The sequence below is a fragment of the Aliivibrio sp. A6 genome, assembly GCF_028765505.1.
Taxonomy (GTDB): domain Bacteria; phylum Pseudomonadota; class Gammaproteobacteria; order Enterobacterales; family Vibrionaceae; genus Aliivibrio; species Aliivibrio finisterrensis_A.
This window is the reverse complement of sequence record NZ_JARACR010000021.1, coordinates 1-15,593: the sequence shown is the minus strand read 5'-3', so window position 1 is coordinate 15,593 and position 15,593 is coordinate 1. Positions and strand designations below refer to the sequence as shown.

Annotated in this window: 14 protein-coding genes and 1 pseudogene; 5 read left to right on the top strand and 10 right to left on the bottom strand. The window is 38.0% G+C overall.

Annotation, left to right across the window (positions count from 1 at the left end):
- Positions 1–2 precede the first annotated feature (2 nt).
- The 10 genes and pseudogenes from PVK70_RS12830 to PVK70_RS12790 form a co-directional block, all read right to left on the bottom strand.
- On the bottom strand, positions 3–659 hold the full coding sequence (locus tag PVK70_RS12830; protein ID WP_165367203.1) for an SDR family NAD(P)-dependent oxidoreductase: 657 nt from the start codon (positions 657–659) through the stop codon (positions 3–5).
- Between the two features lie 2 nt (positions 660–661).
- Positions 662–1,837: a glycosyltransferase family 4 protein gene (locus PVK70_RS12825; protein ID WP_274441531.1), complete on the bottom strand. Its 1,176-nt coding sequence runs from the start codon at positions 1,835–1,837 to the stop codon at positions 662–664.
- The gene (locus PVK70_RS12820; RefSeq protein ID WP_130049147.1) at positions 1,837–2,877 is read right to left on the bottom strand and encodes an FAD-dependent oxidoreductase; all 1,041 of its coding nucleotides are present in this window, start codon (positions 2,875–2,877) and stop codon (positions 1,837–1,839) included. The genes PVK70_RS12825 and PVK70_RS12820 overlap by 1 nt, the downstream gene beginning before the upstream one ends.
- On the bottom strand, positions 2,878–4,146 hold the full coding sequence (gene wecC / locus PVK70_RS12815) for a UDP-N-acetyl-D-mannosamine dehydrogenase (RefSeq protein ID WP_130049148.1): 1,269 nt from the start codon (positions 4,144–4,146) through the stop codon (positions 2,878–2,880). It abuts the gene before it with no gap.
- 28 nt (positions 4,147–4,174) lie between these two features.
- Entirely contained in the window at positions 4,175–5,299 is a 1,125-nt protein-coding gene (wecB, locus tag PVK70_RS12810) for a non-hydrolyzing UDP-N-acetylglucosamine 2-epimerase (RefSeq protein WP_130049149.1), read from the bottom strand.
- Positions 5,300–5,678: 379 nt separating this feature from the next.
- Positions 5,679–5,936 carry a GNVR domain-containing protein gene (locus tag PVK70_RS19115; RefSeq protein WP_422836543.1) on the bottom strand — a complete coding sequence of 86 codons (258 nt, stop codon included), beginning with the start codon at positions 5,934–5,936 and terminating at the stop codon, positions 5,679–5,681.
- Positions 5,937–6,224: 288 nt separating this feature from the next.
- Positions 6,225–6,434: pseudogene (locus PVK70_RS19110) on the bottom strand (Wzz/FepE/Etk N-terminal domain-containing protein); the annotation flags it as partial.
- Positions 6,435–6,667: 233 nt separating this feature from the next.
- Complete coding sequence (locus tag PVK70_RS12800; RefSeq protein ID WP_130049151.1) at positions 6,668–7,324, bottom strand: TetR/AcrR family transcriptional regulator; 657 nt, start codon at positions 7,322–7,324, stop codon at positions 6,668–6,670.
- Positions 7,325–7,472: 148 nt separating this feature from the next.
- Positions 7,473–7,820, bottom strand: coding sequence for a four helix bundle protein (locus PVK70_RS12795; RefSeq protein ID WP_130049152.1), 348 nt, complete (start codon positions 7,818–7,820; stop codon positions 7,473–7,475).
- Positions 7,821–8,061: 241 nt separating this feature from the next.
- On the bottom strand, positions 8,062–9,486 hold the full coding sequence (locus tag PVK70_RS12790; protein ID WP_130049153.1) for an MBL fold metallo-hydrolase RNA specificity domain-containing protein: 1,425 nt from the start codon (positions 9,484–9,486) through the stop codon (positions 8,062–8,064).
- 565 nt (positions 9,487–10,051) lie between these two features.
- On the opposite strand from PVK70_RS12790, the gene rfaD reads away from it, so the two are divergent.
- The 5 genes from rfaD to PVK70_RS12765 all read left to right on the top strand — a co-directional run.
- Positions 10,052–10,993 (top strand): ADP-glyceromanno-heptose 6-epimerase, encoded by a 942-nt coding sequence (gene rfaD, locus PVK70_RS12785; protein WP_130049154.1) that lies wholly within the window; start codon positions 10,052–10,054, stop codon positions 10,991–10,993.
- Between the two features lie 156 nt (positions 10,994–11,149).
- Positions 11,150–12,376: an O-antigen ligase family protein gene (locus tag PVK70_RS12780; RefSeq protein ID WP_130049155.1), complete on the top strand. Its 1,227-nt coding sequence runs from the start codon at positions 11,150–11,152 to the stop codon at positions 12,374–12,376.
- Positions 12,373–13,398, top strand: coding sequence for a lipopolysaccharide heptosyltransferase II (gene waaF, locus PVK70_RS12775; protein ID WP_130049156.1), 1,026 nt, complete (start codon positions 12,373–12,375; stop codon positions 13,396–13,398). Before PVK70_RS12780 ends, waaF begins: the two co-directional genes overlap by 4 nt.
- Positions 13,395–14,660, top strand: coding sequence for a lipid IV(A) 3-deoxy-D-manno-octulosonic acid transferase (gene waaA / locus PVK70_RS12770; RefSeq protein WP_130049157.1), 1,266 nt, complete (start codon positions 13,395–13,397; stop codon positions 14,658–14,660). Before waaF ends, waaA begins: the two co-directional genes overlap by 4 nt.
- 1 nt (position 14,661) lies before the next feature.
- On the top strand, positions 14,662–15,593 hold a 932-nt coding region (locus PVK70_RS12765; RefSeq protein WP_274441522.1), incomplete at its 3' end, for an acyltransferase family protein.

Genomic DNA, 15,593 nt, shown 5'->3' with positions numbered 1-15,593 from the left:
TACTAATATTTCATTCTAGCGAATTTTCCGCCGTTAATTTCTATTTCCGTATTAGTTATATAAGAAAAATCATCCTTAATAAATTGACTCATAATAGTCGCTAATTCGTCATTACATAAGAAACGTTTCTTCGGATGATTAAGCATATACTCGTTTAATCTTTCTTTATCATTACGATTAAGCGTCATTGCAGAATCCCCAATCGTTGACGGTGAAAAAAGTAGTAATTGCTGATATTGGCTGGATAAGTATCTTTCTTTAACATAAGCCCTTAGTCCTGCTTTAGCCAAAAAGTAGGTCGTATCATATGACCCTTTTTTTCCAGACTCAGAACCAATAATAAGTACCTTGGCTTTACTATTATTATCTAATATATATTCAGAGCACTTTACAACAAAAAGAAGATTAATTCGCATTGAGCGTTCAATCTCTTCACTCGACTGTTCAAAGATGGTTTTAGGTTGAATCAACCCCAAATTGAATATGTAGATATCTTTATTAAGAGAAATCGTTTCTTTTATATATTCGCTAGATAAATTAAGAGCATTTAACTTTTCTGGTGTTTTTCTACCAATAAAGCTCACATCACAATGGTCTAATTTACTAGCTAAACTTTGAGAAAGATAAGAGGAAGCTCCAATAACCAAAACCTTTTTCACTCTCAACGTCTCCCTTTATAAGGTAGAATCAAGCCAGTCCTAATTTTGAATGAGTTAGACAAGCGAACAATCAGATTGGTAACACCAGAAGAGCTAGGACGATGCCAACAGTAATAACACTCAACCTCCTCTAACGTATCTACCTTGTTAATTGAATTAGCCACCCCCAAAATCTTACTCGCATACATACCATTTAGATAATTTTGATTTGCCATCAAAAGTGACTGTTTTTTCATACTATCTAAATGCTTAGTGTTAATAGTTAAATAGTGCATTAAATCAGCAGCTTCAGATTCCCACTTACTAATATCACATAGATAACCGTTTTCACTGTGACAAATTACTTCTTTCATTGCCCCACGAGCGTTTGATGCAATAGGAACTAATCCATGCCCCATAGCCTCTAATAATGCGATAGGTAAACCTTCATTTCTCGAAGGCATTAGGAAAACATCACATGAATACATCAGTTCATAAAATTCTTTTTTAGCCAAGCGATCATAAATAACAACTTTATTATTTCGGTTCAGCTGAGCTTCATATTTATCTTTAACTTTACTTCCGCCAGTCCAATGAAAAACGCAATTATCAAATTTATTTGTGTTAATCATCTTGATAAACTTATCTGCGCCTTTTCTTCTTGTATTCTCGCCAGAGAAAAGGATATGCATTTCTTCATTGTTCGACTGATGCTTCTCATAAAATGGAGCGTTTAGCCCATTTAATACAACATGAATTTTGTGTGACTTTATACCAAGCTTCTGAAAATCAAACTTCATGTCCGATGTTATCGCTATATAAGCATCAACATAATCTTGATTTATCTTAGCTAAGGATAAAATAGAAGTCGCCCCTAGATGAAGTACAAACAAAAACGGGACTTTAATGACAGGAGCTAAAGCTTGAAGATAGCAATGATCATTATTAATTACTACATCAGGATTATAGCTTTCAATAAACTTTATCAAATTTTGAGTTTCAGTTTTATCGTCTTCAGAAGAATTGGTTTCATATATAGTAAGTTTTTCTCTCTGACACCATTCATGATTCTCTGATGATTCAAAAACAAAAGCGACTTCATATCCAGAATTCAAATAGCACTCAACCAAATTTTTAGAGTATGCAAGTATTCCGGAACCTTGATCTACTCGGCTTGAGCATGAAACTAGAACTCTCATTAATTCTCTCTCGATATAATTTCTTGAATTTTTTTCTCTGCAATATAAAGTGTATCTATCTTGCCTGAGAAAATCGATATAAGCTTATCCGTTTTTTTCACAAAACAGCCTCGATAATCAGTTGAACTCTTAATCTTGGTTTTCATTGAAAACTCAGGGCCTACAAATTCAAATTCATTATTAAAGTTAGGATAAAAGCTTTTGATTTCTTCTTCGAACTTATCTCTTTTTTCTGAAACTAAAGTACGATTTTGTTTTACGTTATTTAATTCAACGATGGCATCATTGATACTAGAAAACTGACCCAAAGGTGTATTTTTCACCGATGTTAGTGTATATATATCGTCATAGTATGGGTACAAAGAACAAAACTCACCATCCATTACTGTAATAGCGATTCGCTTTTCTTTCTGAGTTTTATAGTAAAAATAAACACATGGCTCATAGAAGATTTCTTCATCTTGTAAAGTGCCCGATGTACCCCATGTACAATCAATAATGTAATCAAAATTATCTTTCAGTGACTTAATAACCGCTTCATTCTTTAAGTCTACATAAGTATCTAATTTAAGATGTTTTGAAAGGATGTCATCAAAGTATTTTGTTGCAATGCTATTATTAATCACCATTTCCTGACATAAAATAGCCCCTTCTATTACATCTGGGTTTAGCCCCCTCTTGAGAAACTCTGAACGCTCAATTTCTGTAAAATCTAATTTCGTCCCTTCCATAATAAGCTTAAAAGTTTCAAAATCGATATAGCTGTCTTTTTTAGCTACCGCATAGATATTTTCATCTACATAACTACAAAGCTGGCCATAGTGTTCAATAAACCAATTAAAACCATTTTTAGATTGAACTCTTGTTTCATGATTTCTTGGATAGTGAAAGCCAAGATGTAATCTATTTTGATTTTTTTTAGAAGCTCCAGATATTGTCGATTTTGATTTTTCAAAAATCACAACATCATGACCTTGCTTTAATAAAGATGATGCAATATGGCACCCATACCATCCAGCACCAACAATACAAATATTCATTTACCAGATTCCCTTTGTATCAATAGTCACTTTAGACACCATTGAAGAACCTTTTTTAAATTCCTTATGATCAACTAACATCACATGAATATCCGCGTCTTTTCTTGCTATATCAAATTCAACTAAATCAACATTATGTAAATGACTTGGGATTTTTGAAATATTAGGTTCAACAGTTAATACTTTACCGTTGTGCATTTCAGCAATTCTTTGAGTAATGAACATTGCCGGACTTTCTCTTAAATCATCAATATCAGGTTTAAAAGCTAAACCATAACAAGCAACTGTCACGTCTTTAACTGTTTTCTCTGGATTTTCTTGAAGAAAATCAGCAATGGCAAATTTAACTTTATTAATTACCCACTCAGGTTTCCCATCATTCACTTTACGAGCCGTATGAATAATCTGAGCTTCTTCTGGCGTTTTAGAAACAATAAACCATGGGTCCACTGCGATACAATGCCCACCAACACCAGGACCTGGTTGTAAAATATTCACACGAGGATGGCGATTAGCTAAAGAAATCAATTCCCATACATTAATATCTAATTTATCGCAGATAATTGATAATTCATTTGCAAAAGCAATTTGAACATCACGCGAGCTATTTTCTGTTAACTTAGCCATTTCAGCTGTACGAGCATTAGTAATAACACATTCACCTAAAACGAATGCTTTGTATAACTCAACTGAACGTTGTGAGCATTTTGGTGTTAAACCGCCAATCACACGATCATTTTCAACCAACTCCCGAACCACATGCCCAGGTAATACTCGCTCTGGACAATGAGCAATATTAATATCAGCGCTCTCACCCGCTTGTTGAGGAAAGCTCAAATCACTTCTAGCTTCAGCAAGCCAAGCTGCCATTTTTTCCGTTGCGCCAACAGGGGATGTCGATTCTAGAATAACCAAATCGCCTTTTTTTAAGGCTGGGGCTATAGCTTTACTCGCCGCTTCAATGTAAGACAAATCAGGTGCAGGGATATTATCCTCTTCACACGGTAAAAATGGTGTTGGTACAGCAATTAAAAATGCATCTGCTGGTTCGGGCGTTGTTACTGCTTTCAAATAACCTTCAGTAACCGCAGCACTTACGATCATATCTAAATCAGGTTCAACAATATGAATTTTACCTTGATTAATCGTATCAACAGCGTACTGATTAACATCAACACCGATAACCTTCTTCTTGCGAGAAGCGAACATAGCTGCGGTAGGTAAACCGATGTAACCTAACCCGACAACTGAAATTGTTTCAAATGACATATCTACTACCTAAAAATAATCAAATTTCTTATTTTGCTAATTCATTTAAAATACGTAGGCAAGCTTGACCATCGCCATACGGATTATGTGCAAAGCTCATTTTCTTATATTCATCTTCATTCATGAGCAATGTATCTAAAGCTTTTACTATCTTCTCAACATCGGTTCCAACTAAGCTTACCGTTCCTGCAGCAACAGCCTCAGGACGCTCCGTTGTATCTCGCATAACTAAAACGGGCTTACCTAAAGATGGCGCCTCTTCTTGAATGCCACCAGAATCAGTCAAAATAATATCAGAGCGATCCATTAAATAAATAAATGGCAAATATTGTTGAGGCTCAATTAGATATATATTTTCAATGTGACTTAAAATTCTATTTACAGGTTCGCGTACATTTGGATTCAAATGCATAGGATAAAGTATCTGAACATTAGGATGCTGCTTAGCTGTAATTGCTAATGCCTCACAAATACGCTCAAAACCACCTCCAAAACTTTCACGGCGGTGCCCTGTGACTAGAATTAATTTCTTTGTAGAATTTAAAAATGGAAACTGACTTGCTAATTCCCTTTTTAAGTCAGTATTATTGTCTATCTTCTTTTTAACCATCAACAAAGCATCAATAACCGTGTTGCCTGTTACTGAGACACTCTGTGAATTAAAATTTTCTTTTATTAAATTTTGTTCAGATGTTTCTGTTGGTGCAAAGTGGTATCGAGTTAATACCCCCGTAAGCCGACGATTCGCCTCTTCTGGCCATGGTGAGTATATATTTCCAGTTCTAAGACCAGCCTCCACATGACCGACATCAATTTGTTCATAATATGCAGCTAAGCTCGTTGCAAATGTCGTCGCTGTATCGCCATGTACTAACACTACATCAGGTTTAAACTCTTGTAATACAGGCTTAATTTCCAGCAAAATACGAGCCGTTATATCGTTAAGCGTTTGACCTTCTTTCATAAGATCAAGGTCATAATCTGGTGTAATTTCAAAAAGTTCTAAGACTTGATCTAGCATTTCACGATGCTGAGCCGTCACACACACTTTTGCCTCAAAACGTTCATCATTTGCTAATGCATGAACTAATGGTGCCATTTTGATAGCTTCTGGGCGAGTACCAAAAACCGTTAAGATTCTTTTTTTATTCATAATGTCTATATCTTAAAATTTAATTTAGAATTTCTTGAGAATTTAAATGGTACTCTATGAAAATCGCATGAACATACCCATCACATTTGTTCCTGCTCTTTCCCTAGCTCTTAGTATTTTCTTTTGGTCCAATTAATAATCGAAAGGTTCCAGACACGCTACCGCCCATAGGTTCTAACGCATACCCAAGGCGTATAGTATTTAGTTATATATTAGGAAGAGAAATAAAAACTTATTATACTCATTTTTCAGATACAATTCATCTTTACTTCTTCTCAAAAAATCAACAAAAATTACTTTGTAAATCTACTGTTTTACTCACTCTTCACCCCTCGATAACGAAGTCCATCCTCGGCTCTCGCAGCGAAGAGCCCTGATCCTACTCTTCTTTTCTAAACGCAAATCTAACTAAAACAATAGCCACGCCTAGCATTCCACCAAGCAATGTACCCAACACTACAATCAATGCACGTTTTGGTTTAATGTGGCTCGTTGCTTTCACGGGTTCTTGGATTACGTGAATAAGCTCTGTGCTTGGGCTTTTTAGTAATGCAATCTTAAATAATTGCTGAGCGGCATTTTCTGATAAAACACCTTTAACCGCTACGCTATCAGTTGTTTTAATTAGTTCTTGCAATGGTAACAATGCAAGTTCAGCTTTCTCTAATTCTAACTCTACTAATGTTTTATTGATGTTTTGAGTAAATACCTGAACATTAGCGAAGATCAAACTAGGATCTTGACCTTGTTGTGAAACGGTAATATTAACCCCTCTTTTTTCTTTACTAAAAGATAAAGCGTTTAATTGAGAAAACGTTGCATCCGTAATTTTCTCTATACGCTGTTTTACTTCTTTTCCAGTAATAGCGCTTAAAGCGTCATTTTCTTCTGGTCCAATATTTAAACCTACAGAATATGGATCTGCATCAACAGCTAATACGGCTTTTGTCTCATATACATTTGGTTGACTTAGGGCAAATACTGTTGCGCCTGCGGCAAATAGCACTGTTAAACCAATTATACATAATTTCCCGGCCCATAGCTCCATAAATAGTTCTTTAAGGTCTATCTCATCATTCTGAAATGAGGGTGGCTGAGGGTATTGCTGATACTGTTGTGGTGATTGATTGTTCATATTTTTCCAAATTTTGTTTTTGTTAAAAAATTATATACTAGTGTACATAGCTAGATATTCTAAAAGTAGACGCAATAAATTGCTTGAGGGCGCTTCGCTTAAGACGGACTTCGTCCTTGAGACGCTACGCTTGAGAAGAGCAAGAGCTAGGAAAAGTATCTTGTTCCATTTCTTTTGATCTCCTCAAGCAACTTGTTGCGTCTTAAGTGAAACGCTCTCAAGGCGTAGCCGTCTTAGCAGCTTGCTGCGACTCTGCTTCTATAATGTGCTTCCAATGCCAATATCTGTTCTCTACCCTGCTCTGTTGCCATTGGTCTAACTACATTTAGCATCTGTAACATGCCTTGATAAATAATATTTTCTGTTATCTCTTTGTCAGAAAGCAGGGCTGTCTGATAATTAATCCAACAAGAGGCTACTAAGTGCAAAGTTTTAGTTAACGCTTGTAGCTCATCATCTTCGAGTGCGATTAAACCAGAATCACGAAAATTATTCATGATCGCTATTAAGTTATCGTGTAGTGTAAGCTGAGCTTGAGTATATTTTTGTTTTAGTTTTTCATCTCTGCTTAAGATATCCGGTAAGTTAGCGTAGAAGAATCGATAGTTCCACATCAACTCAAAAATCGAATCTAAGTAACTCAGCATGATTTGCACGCTAGGCATGTTCGATTGGTCTTCTTCTGCCATTGGTTTAAAGCGTGTTTTTAGATCGAGCGCGTAGTTATCAAAAATACTATTAATGATCTCTTCTTTATTTCGGAAGTGGTAATAAAGGTTGCCTGGGCTGATCTCAAGGTGTGCGGCGATGTGGTTGGTGGTGATATTGCGTTCACCGTTTTGGTTGAAAAGGGTTAAGGCACCGAGGATTATTCTGTCTTTTGTTTTCATGGAAACGTGCGCCTTATGTTAATGGTTTGACTTGAGAAATGTCGAGGTGGAAGTATAACTGAAATGTTAATTAGGGTGAAGAGCGGTCGCAAGCTCCCTTAAGACGGACTTCGTCCTTGAGACGCTCCGCTTGAGGAAGTCAAAAGCCTTATCCGCGCTTATTTTTAATTAATTGTTTAATAATCGCTATTATTTCTTTCGTTTCAGCAATTAACTCTAACCCTCTCGCTTTTGGTATATAACCGATTTCAATACCAATGAATATTTGAGTTATTAGCTCTGCTGCAGAGCCCTTTGCATAACTGAAAAATCGAGCCTGCTCCTTCAAACTATCTCGCTCTTGCCCCTCCGCAATATTTGAGGGAATAGATAGACCCGATCGAGTAATTTGATCTCTAAATCCGTAATCTTTTACATTAACCATTAGTTTGTATACATCACACGACAAACGGCAAGAACGCTTCCAAACATCTAATCTCTCAAACCTTAAAATCATTTTTAATTCCTTGTATATTTTGGATAACTATTTTACTAATTCTGCTCATATTTTTTCTAGGAATACCTAAAATCTAAAACAAAGACGGCTTCGCCTTGAGAGCGCTTCGCTTAAGACGCAGCAAGCTGCTAGAGGAAATCAAAAGATAGTTATATCGGTGAGATTGATTTATTTTTCCAATTAACTCTCCGCAGCTCTTCTACCCTCTCAAGGACGAAGTCCGTCTCAAGCGCAGCGCTCTCTAGCAACTTGTTGCGTCTAATATCTTTTCAAGAGCCTCCCGCGCTTCGCGCTCCCCATGCACTACAACCACCTCTTTCCTCCCCACCTCAATCCCATCAACAAACTTAATTAAATCTGCTTGATCGGCGTGAGCTGAATAGCCTGACATCGTGTGGATTTGTGCGTTTACTTCGACGGGTTGATTATCTATCCAGACGGTTTGCTTTTGGTTTTGTAGATCCCGGCCTAGAGTTCCATGGGCTTGGTAACCAGCAAGAATAATATCGGTGCGTTTATCTGGTAATAACGCTTCTAGGTAATTCATGACTCGGCCTCCGGCGCACATACCGCTGGCAGCGACTATTATGCAGGGCTCAGCGGTGCTTTTTAAACGGTTGACAACTTGAATGTGCTCTTTATGGCTTTCGATGGTGATACATTGTTCGAAGTTAAGTGGATGACGTTGGTTATTGAGTTTGGTTTTGGCTTCTTTACTCCACAGCTTTTTGAAGCGGCGGTATTGCTTAGTCACTTTGTTGGCGAGTGGCGAATCTAAGATGATTGGGATTTTTGAATCGATTTTGTTGTGATGGATTAAGTGTTCTATATCAAACAGCAGCTCTTGGGTTCGACCTACTGAAAATGCAGGAATGATGATTGCGCCGCCATCTTGCAGTGAGTGTTCTATTATCTGTTGCAATCTTTTGGCTCTGGTTTCTACACTGTCGTGAAGTTTATTACCGTAAGTACTTTCTATTACTAATAAGTCCGCACGTTTTGGTGAAATTGGATCAGGTAATAATGGGGTATTTGATGGGCCTAAGTCACCTGAGAATACGATGATTTCGTTATTGGGGAGTTTGATTTCGACATAAGCGGAACCAAGAATATGACCTGCGGGTTGGAACCTTAAGAGCAGGTTTAAGGGTTCAGGACGCTTCGCTTTCAGGACAGAGCGAGAAGATTTAGAACAAGAGCCAGAAGAAAACGAGATTCGATGCCATTGGTTGTAAGGGATAGGTTTTATTTGTTTTCTGATTAACTCTAATACGCGCTCTCTTTGCCCTTTGTTTAGTCCAAGTTGCAATTTTAAGCCATCATCTAGCATTAATGGGACTAACTCTGCAGTTGCTGGTGTGCAGTATATGGGTTGCTTGAAGCCTTTTGCTAATAACCAAGGTAATCGGCCTATATGGTCTATGTGGGTATGGGTGAGGATTAGTGCTTTTAGGTGTGAGATAGGAAATTCGATATCGAGTTTTTTGTCATTGCCGTTTTTATCTTTAGCGTCTTTGCCTTGGAATAATCCGCAGTCGATTAATATGCCGTGTTTGGTGCCATTGCGATGGATACGGAGTTCGTGGCAAGATCCGGTGACGCCGAGTTTTCCGCCGTGGTGTTTTAGGGTGATGTCAATATTTGAGTTTTGTGATTGTGTTGGCATTGGTGGTCCTTTGGTTTACAGGGTGAAGAAAGACGGACTTCGTCCTTGAGAGCGCTTCGCTTAAGACGCAGCAAGCTGCTAAAGGAAATCAAAAGATGGATATATCGTGAGATTGATTTATTTTTCCAATTAACCTACCGCTGATCTTCTTCCCCCTCAAGGACGAAGTCCGTCTTAAGCGTAGCGCTCTCTAGCAACTTGTTGCGTCTAAATCCCTATAGCGTATGACTTTACTTTATTTTATCAACTCCATTTACTTGCTCTTCGAGTCACATCTAAAATGTAGATAAAGGCGACTTCGCCTTGAGGGTACTTAGCTTAAGGCACAGCAAGCTGCTAGAAGAAAACGAAAGATGGTTATAGCGTAAAACGCTGCTCTATTTTATCTATTCAACTAACCGCCGCTCTTCTACCCTCTCAAGGACGAAGTCCGTCTTAAGCGTAGCGCTCTTTAGCAACTTGTTGCGTCTAAGCCCCTAAGTAAGCAAAGCGCTCTCAAGCGTAGCGCCTACCTTTCTTCTCTGCTACAATTGCGGTAATTATCTTAATAAATCGTGGTATCAAAATGATCATTGTAACTGGCGGCGCTGGCATGATTGGCAGCAACATTGTTAAGTCTTTAAACGACAACGGCATTAACGACATTTTAGTGGTTGATAACCTAAAAGATGGCAAAAAATTCAAGAATTTAGTTGATCTTGATATCACCGATTACATGGATAAAGAAGATTTCATTACGCAAATCATGGCGGGTGATGACTTTGGCTCTATCGATGCGATTTTCCACGAAGGCGCGTGCTCTGCGACGACTGAGTGGGATGGCAAATACATCATGATGAACAACTATGAGTACTCGAAAGAAGTGCTTCATTTTTGTATCGAGCGTGAAATCCCATTCTTATATGCTTCATCTGCTGCAACTTATGGCGATACTGATACTTTCATTGAAGAGCGTGAGTACGAAGGCGCATTAAATGTTTATGGTTACTCTAAACAGCAGTTTGATAACTATGTTCGTCGCCTATGGGCTGATGCTGAAGAGCACAATGAAACGCTATCTCAAATTACGGGCTTCCGTTACTTCAATGTGTATGGTCCTCGTGAACAACATAAGGGCTCGATGGCTTCTGTTGCTTTCCATTTAAATAACCAAATGAATGCAGGTGAAGATCCAAAACTGTTTGAACGCAGTGATGAGTTCAAACGTGACTTTGTTTACGTAGGTGATGTAGCTGCAGTTAATCTTTGGTTCTTAGAAAATGGCGTGTCGGGTATTTACAACTGTGGTACTGGCCGTGCTGAACCGTTCCGTGCGGTTGCTGATGCGGTTATTAAGCACCACGGTAAAGGCGAAGTTCAAAGCATTCCGTTCCCTGAGCATTTAAAAGGCGCATATCAGGAGTTTACCCAAGCGGATTTAACGAAGTTGCGTGCTGCGGGTTGTGATGTTGAGTTTAAGTCGGTAGCTGATGGTGTTGCTGAGTATATGGCGATTGTGAATAAGTAGAAACTATACGCTTTGCTAACTAGAGACTAGACCGCTTTGCTTCTAATAAGAGCTAGGTTTCAGGTTTCAGGTTTCAGAAAGAACGTAAATCCAGTTCAAGAGTACGACAACTGCTCTTGAACTTACAGTCTCTAGTCTTCAGGATACATAATAAACATGCAAAAAATTCACTTACCTTTCATAGCCACGATACTTTGCTTTCTGTTCTTCAGTACTCCAATTATCTATCCTGATTCTTACGTTGTTGCACCCATCTTATTAGCATTATTTGGTTTATTCTTACTGCCTAAAACTTATCAGGCCTTTAAAATAAAAGATGTTAAGTGCATTAGCTTAGCTATGATTGGGTATTTTATTCTCACCATTGTATCCCTTCTTTATTCAGGAGGAGAAACCAGTCAACTAGACATGCCAAGCCGAACCGTATTGGCCTCTTTCATTTTATGTTTTTTAGTGACTTATAAACCCAATCCAATACCGATTTTTCTTGCCGCGCCCATTGGAGCGACTATTGCGGGGTTAATCAGTCTCTACCAAAGTTTTTATGTTGGGGGACGTGCATTTATTGACACTTTTGGCTATATGCCAATTCAAATTGGGGGGATTATTGCTTCATTAGCTACATTTTCAGTTATTTCCTTTTTTTATTACCGTAACACCCAACAGCAACATTTAGCCATCTTCAGTTTTATTGCCACAAGCTTAGGCTATATTGCGACCCTATTATCAGGGGCTCGTGGAGCTTGGGTCCTGACGCCTTTTATTTTTCTGGTCATTTTATTTTTAAATCGAGAGTTCATTAGTAAAAAGATCATTGCTGCCGCGGGATTTGCTATTGCTATCGTATTTACTGCCGCTTACCCTCAAATTTCAGCGCGTTTTGACGCCATGCAATCGGATTTATCCGATTATTCTGTTGATAATAGTTCAACCTCTGTTGGTGCTCGTTTAGAAATGTGGAAGTCAGCCCTTTATAGCGCACAAGAATCGCCTCTATTTGGTCAAGGATTTTCTGGTGTGGAAGCGGCGAAAAAACGTCAAATAGAAAAAGGACTAATAGATTCAACCGTCTTAACATTCTCACGAGCTCATAACCAATTTTTTGAAGATTTACAAACCAAAGGGGTTCTTGGTCTGTCAGTGTTAATTATCATGTTTGCGGTGCCTTTTGCTTTTTTCAAAAGAAACCTGAAACGAGATAAACCGAATACAGACAAAGACGCACACTACTTTTTGGCTTTAATGGGTACCTCACACGTCGCACTGGTTGCAGGCTATGCTCTTACACAACACTACCTATCACACCACTCAGGCATCTTATTTTTTGCGGTTGGCATCGCCATACTGAGCGCCTTAGTGATTAACCAAAGAAAACCATCATGAAAATACTGATCATTGGCCCTTCATGGGTTGGCGATATGGTGATGTCGCAATCACTGTATATCACACTAAAACAACAACATCCTGACGCTGTTATTGATGTTATGGCTCCGGCATGGTGTAAGCCTATTTTAGAAAGAATGCCAGAGGTGAACCAAGCAATTGAAATGCCGCTTGGTCATGGTGCCTTTGATTTGTTTGGTCGCCGCCGTTTAGGTAAGCAGCTTAGCGCCAATAATTATACTCATGCTTATATCTGCCCTAATTCCGCTAAATCGGCCTTGATACCTTGGTTTGCTGGTATTCCAAAGCGTATCGGTTGGAAAGGCGAGATGCGTTACGGTTTACTTAACGATTTACGTTCAAATAAAAAATCGTTCCAGTATATGGTTGAACGCTATATTGCTTTGGCTCATCCAAAATCAGAGATGGTTGATTCAAGCTCATTAGGTGGGCTAGATACCCTGCCTCGCCCTAAGCTTGCTATCGATACTGATGTTCAACAAACAACCCTAACTAAGTTTTCTCTATCCACAGATAAACCTGTACTTGGTTTATGCCCCGGTGCGGAATTTGGCCCAGCAAAACAGTGGCCAGTTGAGCACTATGCAGCTGTGGCTAATGAGATAATTAACCAAGGCCATCAAGTATGGTTATTTGGTTCAGCTAAAGATAAAGAAACCACAGAAGCCATTAAGTCTCTTGTTGATTCAGATAATCAATCATCTGTCTTTAATCTTGCTGGTGACACTAGTTTAATTGAAGCAGTTGACCTACTTGCCGCTTGTAAAACCGTTGTAAGTAATGATTCTGGTTTAATGCACGTTGCTGCTGCTGTTGGTTGTCATGTGGTTGGTGTGTATGGCTCTACCTCACCAAAGTATACTCCACCGTTGGCTGAGGAAGTGGATATCGTGAGTACAGATATTGAATGTCGCCCTTGCTTTAAACGTGAGTGTCCACTTGGTCACTTAAAGTGCTTAAAAGAGCTAGAACCAACTAGTGTTTTATCGAAATTACTATGATCCGGTTTTTCTATACGATACTGATAACTCTGCTCTCTCCTCTCCTTCTCTATTCTCTTTACAAGAAAAAAGAAGGAAAGCTAGCTTTTGGCTCTCGCTGGAAAGAACATTTCGGTTGTACTCCTGTATTAAAAAACACACAAACTCCGATTTGGATTCATGCGGTTTCTGTTGGTGAGGCGATTGCTGCTACACCTATAATTAAGGCATTAAAAAAACAGAATCCTGAACAACCAATATTGGTGACGACGACGACAAGTACAGGTGCTGAGCTGATTGAAAAGCTAGGTGATTTAGTTGAGCACAGATACATGCCGATTGATTTTTGCTTTACGGTTCATGGTTTTTTAAAAGCGACTAAGCCTAAAAAAATGCTGATTATGGAGACGGAACTGTGGCCAAACACTCTGCATACCGTTGCTAAATTTGGTATTCCTATTTCTGTATTGAATGCCCGATTATCTGAGAAGTCCTACTTAGGCTATAAAAAAATACAACCAATTTTTAACCTGCTAGGAAAGCATTTAACGCATGTTTGCTGCCAGTATCAAGATGATGCAGATCGCTTTATTGCTTTAGGTATTGATAAAGAGCGAGTACATGTTACTGGGTCTGTTAAGTTTGATATTGAGATCACTGACGAGGTTGTTAAATCAGGAAAGCAACTTCGTTTGGAGTTAGGAGCTAATCGCCCAATTTGGATTGCAGCCAGTACGCATAAAGGTGAAGATGAGCAAATTTTAGCTGCTCATCAGGAGTTACTAAAAAGTATTCCTGAGACTTTGCTTATTTTGGTGCCTCGTCACCCTGAGCGTTTTAACTCTGTTTTTGATTTATGTGAATCGTTTGATTTTAACACCACCAAACGCACATCAAAGCAATCTGTAACGTCAGATATTCAGGTTTATCTTGGTGACACTATGGGGGAGATGCTAACCCTGATTGGCGCTTCTGATATCTGTTTTATGGGCGGTAGCTTAATTGGCGATAAGGTTGGTGGGCATAATGTATTAGAGCCTGTAGCTCTTGGTATTCCTGTTGTCATGGGGCCTAGTTATTTCAATTTCACTCACATTGTTGAAAAACTCTTAAACCAAGAGGCTATAAAAATAGCTTCCTCACATAAAGATATTCAAAAGTATATTAATGAACTACTCATAAAAAAAGAGTCTCGCGTTACATTAACATGTATTTATAATGGATTTATAAAAAATGAGCTTGGAGCTATTTCAAAAACTATTTCAATTATAAATAAAGAATAAAATGACATTTAGAACGGATATTAATGGGCTTAGGGCCCTTGCTGTTATCGCTGTAATTCTATTTCACTTTAATGAAGATTTACTTCCAGGTGGTTTTATTGGTGTTGATGTATTCTTTGTCATCTCTGGTTTTTTAATGACAAAGATTATTGTTAATAGCCTTAATAATAATACATTTTCAATTAAAGTATTTTATTCATCAAGAGCGAATAGAATCATTCCACCTCTTGCTGCCTTATGCTTTTTTCTCTTAATCTTTGGTTGGTACTACCTTTCACCTGCCGATTATCGACAAGTCGGCAATGATATACTTAACAGCATGTTATTTATATCTAATTTTATTTATGCAAAAGATAAAGGTTATTTTGATGCTTCCTCCTCTGAAGAGTGGTTGCTGCATACTTGGTCTTTATCAGCAGAATGGCAGTTTTACCTTATTTATCCGTTAATTTTGCTAGGTGTTTATAAATTTCTAGGTAAAAATAAAGCCAAAGCATTCATTGTTACTACTACGTTTATTAGTTTTATTATTTGTATAATATGGAGTAACATTTCACCAACGGCATCCTATTTCCTTCTACCTACTAGGGCATGGGAGATGCTAATCGGTGGCGTAGCCTTTTTATATCCTTTATCAAACAAAAAAAATTACCAAGTGCTTTCTTGGTTTGGTATCGCTATCATTTTTTCCTCTGCTATTTTTATTAACGAAGTACATTTATGGCCAAGCTACTTAACGTTACTTCCTATATTAGGCACTTATTTAGTCATTATATCCAAACAAAAAAATGTTTTTTTAGATAATAAACCAATACAATATATTGGTTCTTGGTCTTATTCTATCTATTTATGGCATTGGGTAATTGTCACTATTGGACTTTATTTAAGTATTCCTAATTGGATTTTTATTGGTTTACCACTATCTTTTCCAGG

What these genes read in the sequence shown, in the direction of transcription:
- PVK70_RS12825 (WP_274441531.1), bottom strand. Translation starts at nt 1,837, where the DNA reads ATGAGAGTTCTAGTTTCATGCTCAAGCCGAGTAGATCAAGGTTCCGGA.
- PVK70_RS12820 (WP_130049147.1), bottom strand. Translation starts at nt 2,877, where the DNA reads ATGAATATTTGTATTGTTGGTGCTGGATGGTATGGGTGCCATATTGCA.
- wecC (WP_130049148.1), bottom strand. Translation starts at nt 4,146, where the DNA reads ATGTCATTTGAAACAATTTCAGTTGTCGGGTTAGGTTACATCGGTTTA.
- wecB (WP_130049149.1), bottom strand. Translation starts at nt 5,299, where the DNA reads ATGAATAAAAAAAGAATCTTAACGGTTTTTGGTACTCGCCCAGAAGCT.
- PVK70_RS12800 (WP_130049151.1), bottom strand. Translation starts at nt 7,324, where the DNA reads ATGAAAACAAAAGACAGAATAATCCTCGGTGCCTTAACCCTTTTCAAC.
- PVK70_RS12795 (WP_130049152.1), bottom strand. Translation starts at nt 7,820, where the DNA reads ATGATTTTAAGGTTTGAGAGATTAGATGTTTGGAAGCGTTCTTGCCGT.
- PVK70_RS12790 (WP_130049153.1), bottom strand. Translation starts at nt 9,486, where the DNA reads ATGCCAACACAATCACAAAACTCAAATATTGACATCACCCTAAAACAC.
- rfaD (WP_130049154.1), top strand. Translation starts at nt 10,052, where the DNA reads ATGATCATTGTAACTGGCGGCGCTGGCATGATTGGCAGCAACATTGTT.
- PVK70_RS12780 (WP_130049155.1), top strand. Translation starts at nt 11,150, where the DNA reads ATGCAAAAAATTCACTTACCTTTCATAGCCACGATACTTTGCTTTCTG.
- waaF (WP_130049156.1), top strand. Translation starts at nt 12,373, where the DNA reads ATGAAAATACTGATCATTGGCCCTTCATGGGTTGGCGATATGGTGATG.
- waaA (WP_130049157.1), top strand. Translation starts at nt 13,395, where the DNA reads ATGATCCGGTTTTTCTATACGATACTGATAACTCTGCTCTCTCCTCTC.